Annotated in this window: 18 protein-coding genes and 1 pseudogene; 9 read left to right on the forward strand and 10 right to left on the reverse strand. The window is 71.9% G+C overall.

Going from position 1 to position 18,496, the window contains the following annotated elements; all coding sequences use genetic code 11:
- From GUI43_RS34095 to GUI43_RS31055, 6 genes and pseudogenes are all read left to right on the forward strand, one after another.
- Nucleotides 1-329: pseudogene (locus tag GUI43_RS34095) on the forward strand (WXG100 family type VII secretion target); the annotation flags it as partial.
- A gap of 244 nt (nucleotides 330-573) precedes the next feature.
- On the forward strand, nucleotides 574-882 hold the full coding sequence (locus GUI43_RS31035; protein ID WP_112700381.1) for a hypothetical protein: 309 nt from the start codon (nucleotides 574-576) through the stop codon (nucleotides 880-882).
- Nucleotides 883-1,039: 157 nt separating this feature from the next.
- Nucleotides 1,040-1,858, forward strand: a complete 819-nt coding sequence (locus GUI43_RS31040) for a hypothetical protein (RefSeq protein ID WP_112700387.1) — start codon at nucleotides 1,040-1,042, stop codon at nucleotides 1,856-1,858.
- 33 nt (nucleotides 1,859-1,891) lie between these two features.
- The gene (locus tag GUI43_RS31045; protein WP_112581796.1) at nucleotides 1,892-2,233 is read left to right on the forward strand and encodes a YkvA family protein; all 342 of its coding nucleotides are present in this window, start codon (nucleotides 1,892-1,894) and stop codon (nucleotides 2,231-2,233) included.
- A gap of 31 nt (nucleotides 2,234-2,264) precedes the next feature.
- Nucleotides 2,265-2,672, forward strand: coding sequence for a pyridoxamine 5'-phosphate oxidase family protein (locus GUI43_RS31050; protein ID WP_112700382.1), 408 nt, complete (start codon nucleotides 2,265-2,267; stop codon nucleotides 2,670-2,672).
- 222 nt (nucleotides 2,673-2,894) lie between these two features.
- Nucleotides 2,895-3,539 (forward strand): C39 family peptidase, encoded by a 645-nt coding sequence (locus tag GUI43_RS31055; RefSeq protein WP_091395184.1) that lies wholly within the window; start codon nucleotides 2,895-2,897, stop codon nucleotides 3,537-3,539.
- 10 nt (nucleotides 3,540-3,549) lie between these two features.
- Here GUI43_RS31055 and GUI43_RS31060 read toward each other — a convergent pair whose 3' ends face one another.
- Nucleotides 3,550-4,944, reverse strand: coding sequence for an FUSC family protein (locus GUI43_RS31060; RefSeq protein ID WP_249037900.1), 1,395 nt, complete (start codon nucleotides 4,942-4,944; stop codon nucleotides 3,550-3,552).
- 93 nt (nucleotides 4,945-5,037) lie between these two features.
- Between GUI43_RS31060 and GUI43_RS31065 the strand changes: the two genes are divergently transcribed.
- The gene (locus GUI43_RS31065) at nucleotides 5,038-5,637 is read left to right on the forward strand and encodes a hemerythrin domain-containing protein (RefSeq protein WP_112700383.1); all 600 of its coding nucleotides are present in this window, start codon (nucleotides 5,038-5,040) and stop codon (nucleotides 5,635-5,637) included.
- 71 nt (nucleotides 5,638-5,708) lie between these two features.
- Here GUI43_RS31065 and GUI43_RS31070 read toward each other — a convergent pair whose 3' ends face one another.
- Entirely contained in the window at nucleotides 5,709-5,879 is a 171-nt protein-coding gene (locus tag GUI43_RS31070; RefSeq protein ID WP_231393380.1) for an antitoxin, read from the reverse strand.
- 213 nt (nucleotides 5,880-6,092) lie between these two features.
- On the opposite strand from GUI43_RS31070, the gene GUI43_RS31075 reads away from it, so the two are divergent.
- A complete protein-coding gene (locus tag GUI43_RS31075; protein WP_112581799.1) occupies nucleotides 6,093-7,193 on the forward strand; it encodes an AI-2E family transporter in 1,101 nt (366 codons plus the stop codon).
- Here the strand turns inward: GUI43_RS31075 and GUI43_RS31080 are convergent, their stop codons facing one another.
- Nucleotides 7,194-7,844, reverse strand: a complete 651-nt coding sequence (locus tag GUI43_RS31080) for a dienelactone hydrolase family protein (RefSeq protein ID WP_112581800.1) — start codon at nucleotides 7,842-7,844, stop codon at nucleotides 7,194-7,196.
- 190 nt (nucleotides 7,845-8,034) lie between these two features.
- On the opposite strand from GUI43_RS31080, the gene GUI43_RS31085 reads away from it, so the two are divergent.
- Complete coding sequence (locus GUI43_RS31085; protein ID WP_112581801.1) at nucleotides 8,035-8,229, forward strand: hypothetical protein; 195 nt, start codon at nucleotides 8,035-8,037, stop codon at nucleotides 8,227-8,229.
- Nucleotides 8,230-8,330: 101 nt separating this feature from the next.
- On the opposite strand, the gene GUI43_RS31090 is transcribed toward GUI43_RS31085, so the two are convergent.
- The 7 genes from GUI43_RS31090 to GUI43_RS31120 form a co-directional block, all read right to left on the reverse strand.
- Nucleotides 8,331-10,703: a glycoside hydrolase family 65 protein gene (locus tag GUI43_RS31090; RefSeq protein WP_112581802.1), complete on the reverse strand. Its 2,373-nt coding sequence runs from the start codon at nucleotides 10,701-10,703 to the stop codon at nucleotides 8,331-8,333.
- The gene (locus GUI43_RS31095; RefSeq protein ID WP_112700384.1) at nucleotides 10,700-11,503 is read right to left on the reverse strand and encodes an HAD family hydrolase; all 804 of its coding nucleotides are present in this window, start codon (nucleotides 11,501-11,503) and stop codon (nucleotides 10,700-10,702) included. Before GUI43_RS31095 ends, GUI43_RS31090 begins: the two co-directional genes overlap by 4 nt.
- Before the next feature lie 59 nt (nucleotides 11,504-11,562).
- A complete protein-coding gene (locus GUI43_RS31100) occupies nucleotides 11,563-12,027 on the reverse strand; it encodes a DUF4442 domain-containing protein (RefSeq protein WP_112581804.1) in 465 nt (154 codons plus the stop codon).
- 61 nt (nucleotides 12,028-12,088) lie between these two features.
- Complete coding sequence (locus GUI43_RS31105; RefSeq protein ID WP_112700385.1) at nucleotides 12,089-13,123, reverse strand: hypothetical protein; 1,035 nt, start codon at nucleotides 13,121-13,123, stop codon at nucleotides 12,089-12,091.
- 93 nt (nucleotides 13,124-13,216) lie between these two features.
- Nucleotides 13,217-14,515 carry an ABC transporter ATP-binding protein gene (locus GUI43_RS31110; protein ID WP_112700386.1) on the reverse strand — a complete coding sequence of 433 codons (1,299 nt, stop codon included), beginning with the start codon at nucleotides 14,513-14,515 and terminating at the stop codon, nucleotides 13,217-13,219.
- Between the two features lie 126 nt (nucleotides 14,516-14,641).
- Entirely contained in the window at nucleotides 14,642-16,852 is a 2,211-nt protein-coding gene (locus tag GUI43_RS31115) for a bifunctional glycosyltransferase/CDP-glycerol:glycerophosphate glycerophosphotransferase (protein WP_112603967.1), read from the reverse strand.
- 14 nt (nucleotides 16,853-16,866) lie between these two features.
- Nucleotides 16,867-18,496, reverse strand: a 1,630-nt coding sequence (locus GUI43_RS31120; protein WP_112700389.1) for a DUF5941 domain-containing protein, incomplete at its 5' end; no start/stop codon positions are given.

Raw genomic sequence — 18,496 nt, forward strand, 5'->3', positions numbered from 1 at the left:
TGTTGCGCAGCGGCGCGCTCGCGGGCTCGGGCAACGCGGCCCCCGCCTCGGCTCGACCGACCGGTGGTGGTGCGGCCCCGGCGGAGACCCGCGCCGCCAACGGGGTCGGGCGCAGCATCGACGGCCAGCGCGGTGGGAGCGGCGGACGCCCGGCCATGACCGGCGGCAACGCCCGACCGGGCTCCGGCGGCCGTCCCGGTGTGCTCGGCGGGCAGGGTCGAGCGCAGGACGACGACTCCGACGAGCGGCTGACCTGGTTGACCGAGGACGAGATGGTGTGGCAGGGCGACGAGAAGGCGGCGCCCCGGGTGCTCGGCACCGGCGACTGACCACGGCCCGCCGCCGGCACGCCCACCCCGCCAGCGGTGCCACCCCAACGATGCACGGTGCCCCCGATCGGACCCGATCCGGTCGGGGGCACCGCCGTTCCCAGCCCCGATCGACACCGTCCACAGTGCGCATGGTGGTGGCGGTCACGCCCGTCCGGTCCCTCGCCGTGCTGCGGTGGGCCAGGACGAGCGATAGGTTGGTTGGGTGTCGTCCGCAGCTTCTGTCCGCCCAGCCAGGTGGGCTGTGCTGCGGTCACTGCGGGAACTGACCCGTCTGGCGGTCACCGCGCTGGTGCTCGCGGTCGGCCTCGGTGCCGCTCTCGCCGCGACCCCACCGCCCGCCCCCACGCAGCTGCGGCCCAGTGCTGTGAGCAGCCGGGTGGCAAGTGTCCGCCCCGACGCCGCCCCGGCCGCCCAGCCCGCTGAAGCCCCGCCGGCTGGCACGCTCGATACCGCCACGGCGACCGGTCCGGTCGTGACGCGCCCGGTGCACGTCCCGGCCATCGATCCCGGCCGTGGCTCTCCTGCACGACGCGGCCCGCCCGCCCGCTGAGCCAGGCCCGGCGATCCCCGGGGCCCGATCCCGGCTGATCCTCCCGCACGGCACCTGAGTTCGCCGTCGACGGGACCATCCCGCCACCGGGCCGACCGGTGCTGCCGCGCCTTACTCCCGCCCGTCGATACCCGCCTTCGACCGCGAGGTGCTGATCATGCAAACCATCCTCTCCGCCGTCCTGCCAGACCTTTCCCGGGCCGCCGTCATCTGGCTGAGCCTGCTCGGGGTGGTAGCCGTCGCTGTCTCCGCTCTCCTGCTGCGGCCCGGCCGGTTCCGCTTCGACCCGGGCTCCCGGATCCGCCGCGCCGCGATGCCGAGCCAACTTGAGCAGGCGCAGGAGGAGCGGGAGCAGAGCCGCTACGCGCAGGAGGTCGCGGTGGCCGCGGAGCGGGCGACCACCACCGTGCGGCGCAGTCGGGCGGAGTGGGTGGCCGCACAGGAGGCGGTCGAGGCGGCCTGGCTGGCGTACGAGGCGGCCGAGGCTGGCGTACGGCGGCTCGACGCGGCGGCCGCGATGCCGCTGCCGCACACCGCACGGACCCCCGCCGAGTACGCGGACCGCGAGCGCTACCTGCACCGCGCAGCGCTGGATGCGTACTGGCGGCGGGAGCTGTCGGTGGAGCAGCTCAGCGACGTCTTCGCGCACCGCGACGGCTGGGACCCGCGACTGCACCCGGTCGAGCAGGAGCTGGTGCTCCAGCGGGCGATCCGGGACAACCTGGCGGCCCGGCACGCCGCAGCCCGCGAGCGGGAGCAGGCCGCGTGGCGGGCGGCGGAGTTGGCGGTGGCGGCGGCTCGCAGTCTGCGCGAGGAGGCGCACGCCGCGACCGGACGACGGGTCGCCGAGTCGGCGTCGGTGCTGCCGCTGAGCGAGGTTGCCCGACCTGTGGGCGCGCAGCTCCGGGAGAACGTCGAGCAGACCCGGGAGAACAAGGTGACCGCACGCGGCCGTGCGACGGTGCCCGCGTTCTGAGCCGCACGGGCTCGGGTGGGTTAGCGTGACGGCATGTCCCGACAGGCGTGGGTCCTCGTGGTGATCGCCAGCATCCTGGCGCTCGCCACACTGGTCGGTGCCGTGGTGCTGGCAGTGCGGGTGGTGCGTACCCGGAGGCTGCTGACCGGGCTGGGCGCGGGCGGCAAGGTCGCCTTCTACGGGGCACTGATCTACACGATATTCCCGGTGGACGTTCTGCCGGATCCGATCTACCTGGACGACATGGGAGTCCTGGCCGCCGCGCTGATCTACCTGACCCGGCTGGTGCACCAACGTCGGGCGGCGGGTCGCCAGCTGCCCGGTCAGCCGGACGCCCCGCCGGATCGGGGCCAGGTGCGTCGCCGCGTGCCATGATCGGGGTCGGTTCGGCGGACAGGGGACGGGCATGACGGGCAATCATCGGTTGGACGTGCACGATGAGCGGGTTGTCGCCTTCTGCGCCGAACGACACCTGGCGACGCTGACCACAGTGCGGGCGGACGGCACCCCGCACGTCGTACCGGTCGGGGTGACTCTCGACCCGGCGGCCGGCCTGGCCCGGGTCATCACCTCCGGCGCCTCCCGAAAGGCCCGTCAGGTGGCGGCTGCCGGCGCGGCGGGCGCGGCGGTGGCCGTGTGCCACGTGGATGGCCGCCGCTGGTTGACCATCGAGGGCCGCGCGGTGCTGCGGTCGGATCCGGCCGCGGTGGCGGAGGCGGAGCGGCGGTACGCCGAGCGGTATCGGACACCGCGCCCGAATCCGGAACGGGTGGTCATCGAGATCAGCGTGACCAGGCTGTTGGGCAGCCTCTGAGCTGACGTTTGTCCCCGATGACCGGTTCGGGTCAGGCAGGGATGCCGCGCGGGTGACGGTGCCCGCAGCCGACGGAATTCTCCGTGGAGCAGAGCGGTTACGCCCTCGGTACGCCCAGGGCCGAGACCACCGATGGTCGGCCCCCTGTTGCGCCGAGCGCCATTCCCGGTGCTGCCGCCCTCCGCTGGCCGGAGGCGCCAACCCCCGAACGGAGACTCGACCATGAACCCGATCGTCCAGAAGAGCGGTCTGTCCGTCGTCGGCCTGCTGGTGGCCGGCGGCTGCGCCCTCGGCCCGGCGGTGGCCGCGCAGGCCGCCCCGGCGCAGGCTGCCCCGGCCTCGTCGAGCCAGAACGACCGGCACGCCGAGCGGATCCTCGGCGTCGACTACCAGGCCCAGCCGAACTTCTACTACTGCGGCCCGGCCGCGACCCGGATCGCGTTGTCCGCGCAGGGCAAGGCGCTGTCGCAGGACGAGGTGGCCCGGCTGCTCGGCACCACCGAGGCGGGTACCCCCTCGGCCCTGGACACCACCCGCGTGCTGAACGAGCTGACCGGTGGCAAGTACCGGACCACCGAGATCCGTGATTCGGTGGCCCGCCCCGACCAGGTCGAGCAGTTGCGCCGTGACGTGCTGGCCGCGGTAGACGCCGGCCGACCGGTCGTGGCCAACATCAAGGGCACGACAGTGGACACCGACGGCAACCCGCACTCGTACGAGGGTGGCCACTACCTGACCCTCGTCGGCTACCGCGACGGTGGTGACACGATCCGGGTCGCCGACCCAGCCGACCCGGCGTTGGGCGAGTACTGGATGAGCCTGCCGAAGGTCGCCAACTGGATCGCGGAGCGCGGTTACTCCTCCTGATCCGAACGGTTCACCGGGCCGGCCTCTCCCGTGCGGGGAGGCCGGCCCGACCGTCGTTACGGGCCCGGGCGGCGAGGTGGGCGCGTCGACGGGCTCGGGCGGCCCGCGTCGGTTGGGCCCGGTGCAGTTGTCGGCGGACCGGCGGGTGGATCTCCGCCTCGCCTGCTCCGGCCGCCCGGCGCACGATCCGGTTGGCGTCTTCGGGTTCGGAGCCGGCGGCCCGGAGCAGGTCGCTGGCCGCGGTACGCAGTCCGGTGACGAGGGATTCGCCGAACGACTTGACGCCGGTCGCGGAGGCCCGCCCGGCCAATTCTGCGCACTCCTCGACCAACCGGCGGGTACGCCGGGGGTCGTCACCGACCCTGCACTCCACCCGCATCTCCGCCACCGCCTGACCCAACCGGCCCATCGCACCCGGCAGCTCCGGCGGAATCGGCTCGTCGTACTGCAATGCGGTGGTCGACCAACGGGCCATGGCGCGGGTATCCAGCAGCAGCCGTTCCAGGTGGCCGGCGCTGCGGGCGTAACGGTGGTACTGCTGCCGACGGTGCCAGCGCACCGGGGCGATCGTCACCACCTCCTCGGCGCCGCTGAGCGCGTCGTGCAACCGGCCCAGGTCGTCCTCGGTGCCGCGGAGCCGCTCCAGGACGGCCATGGTCCCGGCGCCGTCGCGCTCGCGCAGCGCCCGCGCCAGCTCGGCGAGTTGCTCGCAGAGGATCGTGAAGATCGGTGCCGCGGCACGGTCCAGCACCCGCATCGGGTTGATCGGCAACAACAGCGCGACCACCACCAGGCCGACCGCCCCACCGACGAGCGCGTCGAAGATCCGGGGCACCTCCAGGCCACGTTCCATCGGGGCCAGCGTTGCGATCAGCACGGCGGTACCACCGGCCTGACCGACCAGCGGGCCACCCTTCCCGGCAACCAGCAACGCGGCGGCGATTGCCAGCGCGACCACCACGCCGGTCTGCCACGGGCCCGAGCCGAGCAGGAATCGCAGCGTGTCCCCGATGATGATGCCCAGGGCCACGCCGCCCAACAGTTCGAAGGTCCGGCGGGCCCGCTGCCCGATGGCTGTGGCGATCGTACCGACGGCGGCGGCGGGTGCGAAGACGTGCGATCCCTGGCCGAGCAGATTCTTGGCGAGCAGGGCGGCGATGGCCGCGGCCAGCCCGGCCTGGACGGAGATCACCAGGGTGACCTCCCACTGCCGGGCCCTGATCCGGCCGGCCTGCCCACCACGGTGCCGCACCCGCCGGACCGTCCGCTCGGCGGTCTCGTCGAGCCGCGACTGATCGCGGTCGGCGGGTGGGCGGTCGTCGGCCATAGCGGCGGTTACCCCGGCGGCGGCCGGGCAATCGCCGAGGCTCGGCAGCAGCGCCACCGCAGGCACCACAGGCCCCATGGAACACATCGTCAACCATGGGTTCGTGCAGCCCCGTGGGGGTACCAGAGCCACACACCTCCCACCGATCCGCAACCGGTAAGGGGCCGTGACATGACCAATCCACCGACCGATGACGACCACGATGCCGTCGACATCCTGGTCTCCGATCATCGTGAGATCGAGGCAGTTCTCGTCGAGTTGGCGACCCGGCAGGGCACCCCCGAGCACCGCCGGCGCCTCACCGACGTGGTGATCGCCGAACTCGTCCGCCACTCGGTGGCCGAGGAGGCGTACGTGTATCCGATCGCCCGAAAGGTGCTGCCCGACGGCGACGAGATCGCCGACCGGGAGATCGCGGAGCACGCCGACGCCGAGCGGACCATGAAGGCGTTGGAGTCAGCCGACCCGTCCGACCCCCGCTTCGACGAGCTGCTCGCCCAGCTGACCAGCACCGTCCGACACCACGTGGCGGAAGAGGAGAAGGAGCTCTTTCCCCGACTGCGCGCGGCGACGGCCCGGGAGGAGCTGGTCGAGGCAGCCGGCCGGGTGACGGCGATCAAGAAGATCGGGCCGACCCGTCCGCATCCGGGAAGCCCGGAGCATCCGCCGATGAACAAGCTGCTCGCCCCCGGCATCGGTCTGGTCGACCGGTTGCGCGACGCGTTGAGCGGCCGACCCACCTCAGTGGACGAGCTACGCGACAAGCGCTGACCCGCGCATCATCGGCGACCCGGCACTCCCGGGTCGCCGACGGCGCGGCGGCCCGGGAGGAGCACGCTGGGTCAGCGGACCTGGTCGCCCTCACCGGTGCGCGCCTGGGCCTGGTCCACGCCCTTGTCGATCTGATCGCCGTACTTGCCGCCGGTGCGCTTGTCGGCCATGTCGCCGGCCTTCTCCGCACCCTGGTCGACCTGCTTGTCATGCTTGTCCGCGAAGTCCTTGGCCTTGTCCATGAAGTCACCCACGGCGTTCCTCCTCAGTCCGGTCCGTCCCCTTCGCGTTCCCTCGGCCGGACCACGCAAACGCCGCCGCTTCGGATGTGATTCGCGAACACCCACCCACGTCACTCCGGCCGACGTACGATCCGCGCGGGCAACGGCCAGCGATTCGGGTGTCGGGGCACGACCGACCGGGTACCGACCTCGTCGACATCGAGGAGGACCGACATGGCCACAGAGGAACCCGGACCGACAGCCAGCCCCGGGCCGCGCCAGACCTGGGCGGCGCTGCCGTGGCTGGTCCGAACCGCTGTGTTGTGGAGCGCCTGCCTGGTGGTGATCGCCGCGGGGCTCTACCTGCTCGGCCGGATCGCCGTCCTGTTGGCGCCGCTGGCCATCGCGCTGGCCGCCACCATCTTCCTCACCGCGCTGCTCGACCCGGTCCTGCTGCTGCTGCGCCGGTTGCGCCTGCCGGCGGCGCTGGCCGCGCTCTGCACCGTACTGCTGCTGCTCGGCATCCTGGTCGGCGTCGGCGCCCTGGTGTGGAATCTGACCGCCAGCCAGTTCGATCAGCTCAGCCAGGAGCTGACGCAGGGCGTCGAACGCAGCCGGGACTTCGTGACGTCCACCCTGCCGGTCAGCGAGGCACAGCTGGACCGGCTGGTCGACCAGGCCCGGGAGGGGCTCAGTGGCAGCTCTCCGGACCCGGTGGCCGGTGCCCGGACCGCCACCGAGGTGTTCGGCTCCGCGCTGCTGGCTCTGGTGCTGCTCTTCTTCCTGCTCAAGGACGGCCGGTCCATGTGGCACTGGGTGCTGTCCCGGGTCTCCGGCCCGAACCAACCAGTGCTGGCCGAGGCCGGCCGCAACGGTTGGCAGACGTTGGGCGCGTACAGCCGGGGCACCATGTTCATCGCCGCGATCGACGCGCTGGGCATCGGGCTGGCTCTCGTGGTGCTGAGGGTGCCACTCGCACTGCCGCTGGCGTTGATCACGTTCCTCGGCGGGTTCGTGCCGATCATCGGGGCGACGGTGGCCGGCGCGGTGGCGGTGCTGGTGGCGCTGGCCGCGAACGGTCCCACCACCGCGCTGCTCACCCTCGCGGCGGTGATCGCCGTGCAGCAGATTGAAGGCAACCTGCTGGAGCCGCTGGTCATGAAGCGTCAGGTCCGACTGCATCCGGCGGTGATCCTGGTGGCGGTCACCGCGGGCACGCTGATCGCGGGCATCGCTGGCGCCTTCGTCAGCGTCCCGATCACCGCCGTCCTCTGGCGCGTCATCGACACCGTCCAGCAGCGCCGCTCGGCCTCGGCTCTCCTGCCCTCAGAATGATCACCGACCGAGGTGCGTGGTGAACCAGGTGCCGGCCTGATCGGCGACCTGCTCCAGGGTGCCGGGCTCCTCGAAGAGGTGGGTGGCGCCGGGGATCACCCGCAGCTCGCCGACCTCCCCCAGCTCGGCCAGCGCCCGCTCGTTGAGGGTGATCACCTCTTCGTCCAGCCCGCCGACCAGGAGCAACGTCGGGGTACGCACCTGGGCCAGGGCGTTCCCGGCCAGGTCCGGCCGACCACCCCGGCTGACCACGGCGGCCACCCGATCGGCGCGGGACGACGCCGCGACCAGGGCGGCGGCAGCACCCGTGCTGGCCCCGAACAGACCGATCGGCACATCGCCGGCAGGACGCTCGACGGCCAGCCAGTCGACGATCCCGGCCAGCCGGCTGGCCAGCAGCCCGATGTCGAAGCGCAGTTCGGCTGTTCGGGCGTCCACCTCGTCCTCGGCCGGGGTGAGCAGGTCCGCCAGCACCGTGCCCAGCCCACGGCCGTTCAGCGTCCGGGCCACCGCCACGTTGCGCGGGCTGTGCCGGGAACTGCCGCTGCCGTGCGCGAACAGCACCACGCCGACCGGCTGGGCGGGCAACGTCAGGTCGGCGGGGAGTTGGGCGTCCCCGATCGGAATGGTCACGCTGCGCTGCTCGTCCATACCTCACCTCCGGTTACTCGCCGGTGGTCCGGGTACCCCGCCCGCCGCCGGGCACGCACGCCGCGACGGCGTCACCCCGGGCCGTGGGCCCGCCGCCGGGCCGCGTTTGCCCGCTGGGGCGCCGGGTACGCGACGAGCGACCGCAGACCGTGTCGGCGCAGCCGCGCCCCGACGGATCGCGAGGATCGCCATGGCCAAGCAGCAGATTTCCCGGCAGCAGCAGCTGACCGAGCGAACCCAGCGTGAACAGGACGCCGAGCGCAACCAGGACGTCGGGGACCAGGATTTCGGAGACCAGGCCGCTTCGGCCCGGCTGCCCGACGACCCGAAGGCGGCGGCGCCCCGGGACGCGATCGGGCGTCCGTCGACCGGCGAGCCGATCTGACAAACTCGGACCGGCGAGCCGGTCTGACGAACTGGGACCGGCGAGCCGGTCTGACCCACAGGCGCGGGACGGGCGGGGCGGGAAGATTCCCGCCCCGCCCGTCACTGTTCGCGCTCGGGCAACCGCAGCAGCGGAGACCGGCCGGGTGGTTGCTCGGGCGGTGGACCGGACGGCTCGGCCGGCGGCACCGGCACCGTCACCGGCTCGTCGCAGGTCACCCGCAGCATCTGGTCGTGGTGGCGCAGCTCCACCACGTCGTCAGGGCCGCCGTGGCGCAGCGAATACGTCGTCTGGTGCGGCCGGACATCCACCCGCAGTGCCAGCCCGCGCCACTGGAGCGAGAACTCCAACCGGTTGAGTCGGCTGGAGAGCCGGGGGGCGAAGGACAGTTCGCCGTCGTGGTCCCGGAGACCGCCGAACCCGCTGACCAGGGCGAGCCACGCGCCGGCCAACGACGCCATGTGTACGCCGTCGCGGGTGTTCTCGTTGAGGTCGTGCAGGTCCATCAGCGCGGCCTCGCGCAGGTAGGTGTGCGCGAGTTCGGGGTGGCCCACCTCGGCGGCGAGGACCGACTGGGTGCAGGCCGACAACGACGAGTCGCGTACGGTGCGGCGCTCGTAGTAGAGGAAGTTGCGCACCTTCTCCTCGGGGGTGAAGGCGTCCCCCCGCCAGTGCATGGCGAGGACCAGGTCGGCCTGCTTCACCACCTGCTTGCGGTACAGCTCGAAGTACGGGTAGTGCAGCAGCAACGGGTACTTCTCCGCCGGTGTGTGCGTGAAGTCCCATTCCTGGAGTCGGGTGAAGCCCTCCACCTGCTGGTGGACCTCGAGCTCCTCGTCGTACGGGACGTGCATGGAGGTGGCGGCGTCCCGCCAGCTCGCGGCCTCCTCGTCGGTGACGCCGAGGTGGAACGCCTCGTCCCGGTAGCGCATGACCACGTCGGCGGCGGCGAGCAGGTTCCGCTGCGCCATCAGGTTGGTGTAGACGTTGTCGTTCTTCACGGCGGTGTACTCGTCCGGGCCGGTGACACCATCGATGTGGAACTGCCCGTGCCGGTCGTGGTGGCCGATCGAGCGCCACAGCCGGGCGGTCTCCACCAGCAGCTCCAGCCCGATCTCCCGTTCCGACTGGGTGTCCCCGGTGACCATCACGTAGCGGCGCACGGCGTCGGCGATGTCGGCGGCGATGTGGAACGCTGCCGTACCGGCCGGCCAGTATCCGGATGATTCCGGGCCCTCGATGGTCCGCCAGGGAAAGGCGGCACCCCGGAGGTTGAGCGTCTCGGCACGTTCCCGCGCCGAATCCAGCGTGCTGTGTCGCCACTGCAACGCGCTGCGCACCGCGCTCGGCTGGGTGTACGTGAGCACCGGCAGGACGAACATCTCGGTGTCCCAGAAGGCGTGACCGTCGTAGCCGGGGCCGGTCAGCCCCTTCGCCGAGATCGGCCGCTGCTCGGCCCGCGCGCCTGCCTGCAACACGTGGAAGAGCCCGAACCGGACCGCCTGCTGCACCTCCGGGTCGCCCTCGACCAGCACGTCGGAGGCGTCCCAGAACGCGTCGAGGTAGTTGCGCTGCTCCCGGTGCAGCCCGTCCCATCCGTCGAGCCGGGCACCAGCCAGTGCCGCGCCGACCTGGTCGCGCAGAGCCGGCAGCGACCGGCGACTCGACCAGCTGTACGTCAGATACTTGATCACCCGCAGCTTCTCGCCGGGCTGGAGCACGCAGGCGATGGTGGTACGCACCCAGTCCTGGTATCCCTCGGACTCGATGGTGGTGTGGTCCGGGCCGTGCACCTCGTGCTCCATGGCGGCGGCGACCCGCAGACCGGAGACCTTGGTGCGGTGGATCAGCTGGCCGCCGTCGGGGGTGGTCAGCTCCTCCTCGGCCTGGAGCGGCGACTCCAGCACCGCCGCGACCCGGGGGTCCTTGCTCTGCGCGGGCAGCGACTCGTTCGCCACCAACTCGGACTGCACGATCAGTCGCAGCGGGCCGTCGACGGCCTCCACCTCGTAGCTGATGGCGGCCACGGACCGCTGGGTGAACGAGACGAGACGGGTGCTGCGGACCTTGACCTCCCGGCCGGCGGGCGAGCGCCAGTGCAGCTCCCGGTGCAGCGTGCCGGCCCGCAGGTCGAGGATCCGCTCGTGGGCGATCAGCTCGCCGTAACGCACGTCGAGCGGTTCGTCGTCGACCAGCAGCCGGATCAGTTTGCCGTTGGTGACGTTGACGATGGTCTGCCCGGACTCGGGGAAGCCGTAGCCCGCCTCCGCGTACGGCAACGGACGCAGTTCGTAGAACGAGTTGAGGTAGGTGCCGGGCAGGCCGTGCGGTTCGCCCTCATCGAGGTTGCCCCGCAGGCCGACGTGCCCGTTGGAGAGCGCGAAGACCGACTCCGACTGGGCCAGCACGTCCATGTCCAGCCGGGTCTCCCGGACGTGCCACGGCTCCACCGGATAGGCGCGCTCCCGAATCATCCGGAGCCTCGTTCGGCGGCGAGCGGGTCGGTAGCGGTGCGGTTCGGCACCGGTGGGTCCGCGCGGTCGAGAAGGTCGGCGAGGTCCGTCACCACGACGTCGGCGCCGTGGGCGAGCAACTCGTCGGCCTGCCCGACCCGGTCGACGCCGACCACGTAGCCGAAGCCACCGGCGCGGCCGGCGGCCACCCCGGAGAGCGCGTCCTCGAAGACGGCGGCCTGCGTCGGGTCGACTCCGAGCACCCTGGCCCCGGCGAGGAACGTGTCGGGGTGTGGTTTGCCGCGCAGCCCCTGCGCACGGGCGACCAGCCCGTCCACCCGGGCCTCCAGCAGCGGCTCGAATCCGGCGACGGCGACGACCTCGCCCCCGTTCGCGCTGGCGGTGACCACGGCTCGGCGGAGCCCGGCGGCGGTCGCCGCCTTCAGGTACCGCACGGAGCCCGGGTAGACCTCGACGCCGCCGGTACGCAGACGGTGCAGCAGCAGGACGTTCTTGCGGTTGCCCAGGCCGTTGACGGTCTCCGCCTCCGGCGGGTCGTCCGGGCTGCCCTCGGGCAGCACGATCCCGCGGGAGGCGAGGAACGACCGGACGCCGTCGGCCCGGGGGCGGCCGTCGACATAGCGGTTGTAGTCCGGGCCCGGATCGAACGGTTGGAACGGTTCGCCGGAGACCGTGGCGCGCTGGCGGAGAAACTCGTCGAACGTCTGCGTCCAGGCAGCGTTGTGTACGCGGGCGGTCTGCGTCAGCACACCGTCCAGATCGAAGAGACAGGCGGTCACGTGAGCAGGTAGGCCCAGCACGGTACGAATCTATCCACCCTGCTGGGTCCGCAAACCCGTTTCGGCCGCCATGGGGCGTTTCAGTTCGGTCGCAGCGTCCAGATCACTGTCATCTCCGAGGTCGGCTTGCCGTCCTCGGTGGCGATCTGGACCGCGACGGGGAATTCCGGGCGCCGGCCGGCGGCCAGCTCCTCGGTCACCTCGGCCGCCGGCCGGCCGAGTCGCGCGGTGGCCAGCACCGGACCCATGGCGAGTTTCCGGTAGGCGATCTCGGCCCGGACGGCCAACGGCACGGCCCGGTCGAGCAACTGCCCGAAGGCGGCCAGCACTACCGCGCCGGAGGCCGTCTCGCCGAGGGTGAACATGGCGCCGGCGTGCGGGCCCCCGATGTGGTTGTGGGTGGCCGGCGAGTCGGGCAGCCGGACGACTGCCCGCACGCCGCCCTCCGCCTCGGGTGCCACCTCGACGAACTCGATACCGAGCGTACGAGCGAACGGCACCGCTTCCAGCATGCCGGCCGCCACCTGGCGGGAGTCGATAGTCATGGCCTGACGTTACTAACCGGTAACCAGGCCGGCAACCAGCGACTCTGCCGCCGGGGGACGGTCAGAGGTTGCCGATGATCCGCAGGATCTCCGCATAGAAGTTGCCGTCGATGCTGCGGAAGAAGGAGAAATCCTGCCCCGGGTCGCCAAAGAACGGCCGCAGCGTCCAGGCCAGCTGGGTGCCGACAAAACCGAAGAGCAGGATCCAGATGTAGAGCAGGGTCATGCTGGCCGGACGCTGCGTCGGCTCCCCGCGTCGGACCGTACGGCCGTCCCACGGGCGTTGCGCCACGTAGCCGGGCGGCAGCATGCCGGGCGGGAACGAGGTGCCGGCCGGCTGCCCGGCCCACTGCGTCGGCACCTGGGCCGGAACCTGGGGCGGAACCTGGGCCGGCGCCGTCGCGGTGGTCACGGCACCGTTCGCAGTCGACTCGGCCACGGTGGCCCCGGCCGGCACGGCGACCGGCTCGGCGCTCTGGCCGGCGACCGGCGCGGCAGCCGGCGTCGGCCCGGCGGGCACCGCGGCCGGCACGGCCTGGACCGGCGCCGGGGCGCCGGCCCGCTCGTCGACAGTTACCTTGGCGGCCTCGGGCGCAAGCAGGCCGTTGTCGTTGAGCACCTGCATCCCGCTGGTCAGGAAGCGCAACCCGACCAGCGCCGACAGGGTCAGGATCGACACGTTGAGCAGCTTGAAGAACCCGTAGTCGTTGGCAGTGATCAGGAAGAAGAGGCTGATCGGCGCGAACGCCACAGCGAGCATCGAGGTGACGGTGATCGCCACCATCACCAGCGCCAACGACTGCCGCACCGAGAGCCGGGCCCCGAAGACCAGGTTGAACAGGTAGAGCGTGGGCAGGCAGATGACCAGGGTGACCAGGAACAGCAGCGGCAGCTTCAGCGCCGAGGTCAGCGCCATCAGTGGGCTGTGGAAGAAGCCCAGCACCGCCCCGTAGCAGGCCAACGCGATGGCGGAGCTGGTCAGCATCCGCCCGGTCAGGGCGTTGAGGTCACGCTCGGCAACGATCTGCTGCCAGATGCTCTCGCGATCTCGCAGGATGCGCTCGATGACGAGCGGGCTGGGACGGTCACCCGACACGGGTGCACCCCTCTCGGTGGTCTTTCACTGTGGACTGGTGGGCAGACGGTAGGGCACCGGGTGGCGGGCCCGCCACCCCGTCCGGGCACGTCGTCAGCGCCAACCCACGTCGATCCGGTCGCCGCGCTCGTCGAAGAAGTGCAGCGCGTCCATCCGTACCGAGACGGCGAGCGGGTGACCGGCGCTGACCGCCGGGTACGGCGCCAGCCGTACCGCCAGCTCCGCCGGGCGACGGTGGTGCCGGCCCGGATCGGGCAGCACGCTGGTCTGGACGCCACTGGCCGGTGCCTCCTGCGCCTCCACCGGCTTGCCGGTGAGCCGCTGCATCACCGAGCCGAAGCGGCGCAGACCGCGCTGGCCGACCGGCGGCGGTTCGAGCGGGGCACCCATCTCGTCCACCACGATCGCTGTCGCGCCGATGTCGAGGAACGCCAACGACTCGTGCCCGTGGTGCTCCAGGTAGCGGATCCGCCCGCGCAGCACGTCGCCGGGGCTGTCCGGAGCGACCGGGGTGAGCGCCTCGGCCCGCATACCGACCACGATCCGCTCACCGTGGTAGTGCGCCACCGCCCGACTGCGGATGTCGTTCCAGGGCAGGTAGAGCGACTGGTCACCGAGGTTGAGCGTGACGTACCGGTCGAGATGGACGTAGACCGACGCCTCCAGCAGGTTCATCCGTGGGCTGCCCAGGAACGCCGCCACGTAGAGCGTCGCCGGCCGGCCGTACACCTGGGTCGGTGTGCCCACGTCCTGGAGCACGCCGCGGCGCATGATGGCCACCCGGTCGGCCATGGTGAGCGCCTCGGCCTGGTCGTGCGTGACGTAGACAGTGGTGACGCCCAGCTCGCGGGTCAGGCCGGAGATCTCCGCACGCAACTCGGCCCGCAGGCCGCTGTCCAGGTTGGAGAGCGGCTCGTCCATCAGGAACAGGCCGGGACGGCGGACGATCGCGCGCCCCATTGCGACCCGCTGCCGCTGCCCGCCGGAGAGCTGACCCGGCTTGCGGGCCAGCACGTCACCGATGCCCAGCGCGCTCGCCACGTCGCTGACCCGCTCGCCACGCGGCTCGGGCTCGACCCCGGCCAGCCGCAGCGGAAACGCGATGTTGTCGCCAACGGTCATGTGCGGGTAGAGGGCGAAGTCCTGGAAGACCATGGCGATTTTGCGGTCCCGTGGGGGCAGGTCGTTCGCCACCTCCCCGTCGAGCATGACCGCACCGGTGGTCGGCTCCTCCAACCCGGCGATCATCCGCAGCACTGTCGACTTGCCGCACCCGGACGGCCCAAGCAGCACCATGAACTCGCCGTCGTTCACATCCAGATTGATGCTGTCGACGGCCAGCGTGCCATCCCGGAAAACCTTGGTCACATCCTTGAGCGTGACGGTGCTCACCGTCGTCCCCCCCAGCGCGCGTCGACCGAACCCCACAAGACTGTGACCAGGATCATGGGTTTGTGACATCGGGTAAACGTCTCATGTTCGATCGATGACACTGCTATTACACGACAGAAACCGCGATCAGCAGCGCGTGGATCGCTCGCCCGGCTCCCCGAGGAACACCTGCCGCACCACCCGCTCCGCCGCCCGCCCGTCGTCCAATGTGCAGAACCGGGCCCGGAAATGCTCGCGGGCCTTGGTCGCCGCGTCCGAGCGCACCCCGTCGGTACGGAACAGGTCGAGCAGATCGGCGAAAGTGGAGGCTACCGCGCCCGGCGGTTCGGCGGTGACGTCGAAGTAGACCCCCCGGGCCAGCCGGTACGCCTCCCAGTCCGGGGTGTAGAGCACGATCGGCCGGTCCAACACCGCATAGTCGAACATGGCCGACGAGTAGTCGGTGACCAGCACATCCGCCACCAGGTAGAGATCCTCGACCCGTTGATGGCCGCTCACGTCACGAACCCGCTCCCAGTCCCTCGGCTGGCCGGGGCGTCGATCACGGTCGTGGAAGTAGTGGCTGCGCATCAGCAACCGGCCCGAGTCACCCAGCGCCTGGACGAACCGGTCCGGGTCGAACGGCGGCCGGTAGCCGGGCAGGTGCTCGCGGTGCGTCGGGGCGTACAGGACGACCTGCTCGTCGGGGTCGAGGCCGAACTCCGCGCGGAGCCGGCGCACCTCGTCCGGGCTGGCGGTGACCAGGCGGTCGTTACGCGGGTACCCGACCTCCAGCGTGGTGTACGTGGCCGGGTACGCCCGGTCCCACATCTGGGTGGAGAAGCTGTTGGCGCTGACGCTGTAGTCCCAGCGGTCCACCCGGCGCAGCAGCCCGGCGAAGTCCATCCGGCCCGCGCCGATCGGGTAGCGCTGCTGATCCAGCCCCATCACCTTGACCGGCGTGCCGTGGTGGGTCTGCACGTGCACCTGTGCCGGTCGCTTGCGGACGAAGTCGGGAAAGTTGACGTTGTTGATCAGCCATCGGGCGCGGGCGAGCACCCGGTAGTACGCGGGCGTGCCGGCCACCACGTACTCCACTCCGGCCGGCACGGTGTCCACCCGGTCCCGGCGCACCACCCACACCCCGCGCACCCCCGGCGCCAACCGGCGGGCAACCTCGTAGATGGCCGCCGGGTTGCAGGAGTAACCCCGGTACCAGTACGCCGCGTACACCGCGAGCGTCGGGTCGACCGGCCGCCGCAACTCGGCCCGGTAGTACTCGCGCAGCAGCCCGTCCCGGGTCAGCCGGGCACCGCGCCGGGCGACCGGGCCGACAGTGCGCCGCGCGGTGCGGGCCCGCCGGCGGGCGGCGTCGCGGACCCGGCTGGCGGCCCGCAACGCGCTGAAGGTGCGCCACCGGCCGGACGCGACCAGCTTGTGCTTGATCCCCTCGACCCCGTCCGGCACCGGATAGCCGCCGGCCGGCAGCCAGCGCTCGTAGTCGGCGGTGATCTGCGCGAAGAACGCCTCCCGCAGCTCCGGCGCGATCCGCTGACCGTTGCCGAGCACTGTCAGGTAGTGCCAGATCATCCGCTCGAAGACCGCCGGCCGCAGGGCCTCCGTCGCCGACCCCCACGAATCCATCAGGTGGAAGACCCGGTGCCACTGCGGGAAGACCTCGAAGTGCCGGTCACCGCGGGTCCGGGTGATCGCGCCGGCGCGGCGTTGGCGGTAGTTGACGCAGACCCGGTCGAGTACGCCGATCCGGTGCGCCGCCATCAGCACCGGGTAGCTGAACGAGACGTCCTCGTACCAGCCGGGCGCGAAGCGCAGCCCCAGGTCGGCGAGGAACTCCCGACGGACCAGCCGGTTCCACGCGGTGTGCAGCAGGTGCATCGCCTGCGGCCGGTCCCGCAGGCGGAAGGTCCCCGGACCCGGCGACTCCGGAAACACCTCGGCCATCGCGCTGCGGGTGGCGGTGTCGTTCCAGTGGGTGCGGACGTGGTCGACCAGCAGGACGTCCGGGCGGGTGACCCGCAACCGTTCGGCGACCTCGGTCAGGCACTCCGGAGCCAGCCAGTCGTCGCCGTCGAGGAACCACACGTACTCGCCGACGGCCCGGTCCAGCCCGATGTTCCGGGCCGGACCGAGGCCGACGTTCTCCGACAGCCGGACCGAGTGGACCCGCTGGTCGCGAGCCGCGTACTCGTCGATGATGTCGCCGCTGGCGTCCGGCGAGCAGTCGTCGACGGCGATCACCTCGATGTCCGTCTCCGGCTGACCGAGGATGGAGTCCAGGCATTCACGCAGGTATCCCTGCACCCGGAAGGCCGGCACCACGAAGCTGATCAGAGTCATCCGGCCGCCCTCCGTCAGCGCGGCGCGGCACCTCCAGCGCCCGCCGGCGCCACCGACGCCCGCGCGCTACGGGCCGGTCGCACGAACCAGGCCAGGACGACGCTCACCACGAAAACCACGAGAAGGTACGCACCGAGTGTAGCCAGTCCGATACCCGCAATACCGGCGATCGCCGCGAGGGCCAGCAGCACCGAGCGCCCCTCCCAGCCCAGCGTCGCCGCGTGCAGGGGCGGTGCCACCTGTCGCTTCTCCAGCCGGGCGGTCAGGTCGTAGTGGTGCACGGTGAGCACGAAGACGTACCCGAAGATCAGCCAACCGGGCGCCGCACCGACCACCCCGACCGCGATGGCGAACAGGTACTCGGCGGCCCGCAACGCCGCAGGCACCAGCCAGTCCAGCGGACCGTTGTGCGCCGCCCCGGCACCCAGGCCGCCGACCAGCAGCACCAGCAGCGCCACCGGCACCGCCCAGCGCAGCCCCTCGGGCGCGTCGCTCAGCAGCGCCCCGACCAGCAGCGCCGCCGGGCCGAGCGCGGCGATCACCGCCAGCGTCAGCGGCCCCATCGGGCGGACCACCGGCAACCAGCGGGCCAGCGGTCCGTCGTCGCGGTGCAGGGTGGCGTCGACAGTGTCCAGCACCGGCACCCACATCCAGCGGGCCCGCAGCGTCCGCAGCGCCCCGGTGTACGCGAACGCCAGCACCCCCCAGACCAGCACGGCGATCAGGCTGACCAGCGGGTTGAACAGCGCCACTGTCAGCGCGATCAGCGCCCACCGCTCACCGATCGGGAAGACCACTGTCCGCTTCAGCCAGTACGACACAGACCCGGTGTCCGCCTGCACCCGGGTCGACGCCGCGTTGAGCCGGTCACCGATCCCGCCGCTGGCGTTCGTCGCCGTACGCGGGCGACGGGCCGCCTCGTCGTGCAGCACCCCGTACCAGGTGTCGGTCATGTGCCGGACGGTCTGCAACGTCATCGCGGCGATCGCGAGTGCCCACCCGTTGCCCAGCCCGGCGTGGCTCACCCCGAAGCCCAGCCCGGCGTAGACCAGGTATTCCTTGGCCCGGTCCGCCATCGTGTCCAGCCAGCCACCCCAGGCGCTGAAGTGCCGGGTGTAGCGGGCCAGTTGGCCGTCCACGCAGTCCAGCACGAAGCCCAGGTAGAGCAGCACCGCGCCACCGACCAGCGCGGGCCGCCCACCGACTCCGAACAGCACCGCCGCGGCCAACGCGAAGAGCACCGATATCGCCGTCACCCCGGTCGGGGTGAGCCGGAGCCGGGCCGAGAGCCGGACCACGCACGGCGACCAGGTGCTGACGAAGTAGGTGGAGAAGAAGTCGTCCTTCTCCTTCACCGACAGCCGCAGCTCGGCCCGGTCCTCGTCGACGGCGGTCACCGCCGCCTCGGCAGCGGTCAGCCCGGCCTGGTCCTCGACCCGGTGGGCGACGAGCAGGCGTACCCGCTGGGCGAAGATCAGGGTGCCGAGCGCCGCGAGACCCGCGAAGAGCCGGTCCACGGCGGACCCGGGGCCACCGGCCGCGACCGACCCTCCGGACCCGGCCCCGCCGGTCGCCGGCAGCGGCGCCACGTCGCCGACCGGGCCGATCGGGGCGGCGACGGGGAGCATCCCGGACGCGGCGGCC

It is taken from the genome of Micromonospora noduli (genome assembly GCF_003264365.1).
In the GTDB taxonomy this organism is placed as follows: Bacteria; Actinomycetota; Actinomycetes; order Mycobacteriales; family Micromonosporaceae; genus Micromonospora; species Micromonospora noduli.

Excerpts from the sequence above, each read along its gene's own strand:
- GUI43_RS31040 (WP_112700387.1), top strand. The coding sequence starts at position 1,040 with ATGCAAACCATCCTCTCCGCCGTCCTGCCAGACCTTTCCCGGGCCGCC.
- GUI43_RS31045 (WP_112581796.1), top strand. The coding sequence starts at position 1,892 with ATGTCCCGACAGGCGTGGGTCCTCGTGGTGATCGCCAGCATCCTGGCG.
- GUI43_RS31050 (WP_112700382.1), top strand. The coding sequence starts at position 2,265 with ATGACGGGCAATCATCGGTTGGACGTGCACGATGAGCGGGTTGTCGCC.
- GUI43_RS31055 (WP_091395184.1), top strand. The coding sequence starts at position 2,895 with ATGAACCCGATCGTCCAGAAGAGCGGTCTGTCCGTCGTCGGCCTGCTG.
- GUI43_RS31060 (WP_249037900.1), bottom strand. The coding sequence starts at position 4,944 with ATGGGGCCTGTGGTGCCTGCGGTGGCGCTGCTGCCGAGCCTCGGCGAT.
- GUI43_RS31065 (WP_112700383.1), top strand. The coding sequence starts at position 5,038 with ATGACCAATCCACCGACCGATGACGACCACGATGCCGTCGACATCCTG.
- GUI43_RS31070 (WP_231393380.1), bottom strand. The coding sequence starts at position 5,879 with ATGGACAAGGCCAAGGACTTCGCGGACAAGCATGACAAGCAGGTCGAC.
- GUI43_RS31075 (WP_112581799.1), top strand. The coding sequence starts at position 6,093 with ATGGCCACAGAGGAACCCGGACCGACAGCCAGCCCCGGGCCGCGCCAG.
- GUI43_RS31080 (WP_112581800.1), bottom strand. The coding sequence starts at position 7,844 with ATGGACGAGCAGCGCAGCGTGACCATTCCGATCGGGGACGCCCAACTC.
- GUI43_RS31085 (WP_112581801.1), top strand. The coding sequence starts at position 8,035 with ATGGCCAAGCAGCAGATTTCCCGGCAGCAGCAGCTGACCGAGCGAACC.
- GUI43_RS31090 (WP_112581802.1), bottom strand. The coding sequence starts at position 10,703 with ATGATTCGGGAGCGCGCCTATCCGGTGGAGCCGTGGCACGTCCGGGAG.
- GUI43_RS31100 (WP_112581804.1), bottom strand. The coding sequence starts at position 12,027 with ATGACTATCGACTCCCGCCAGGTGGCGGCCGGCATGCTGGAAGCGGTG.
- GUI43_RS31115 (WP_112603967.1), bottom strand. The coding sequence starts at position 16,852 with ATGACTCTGATCAGCTTCGTGGTGCCGGCCTTCCGGGTGCAGGGATAC.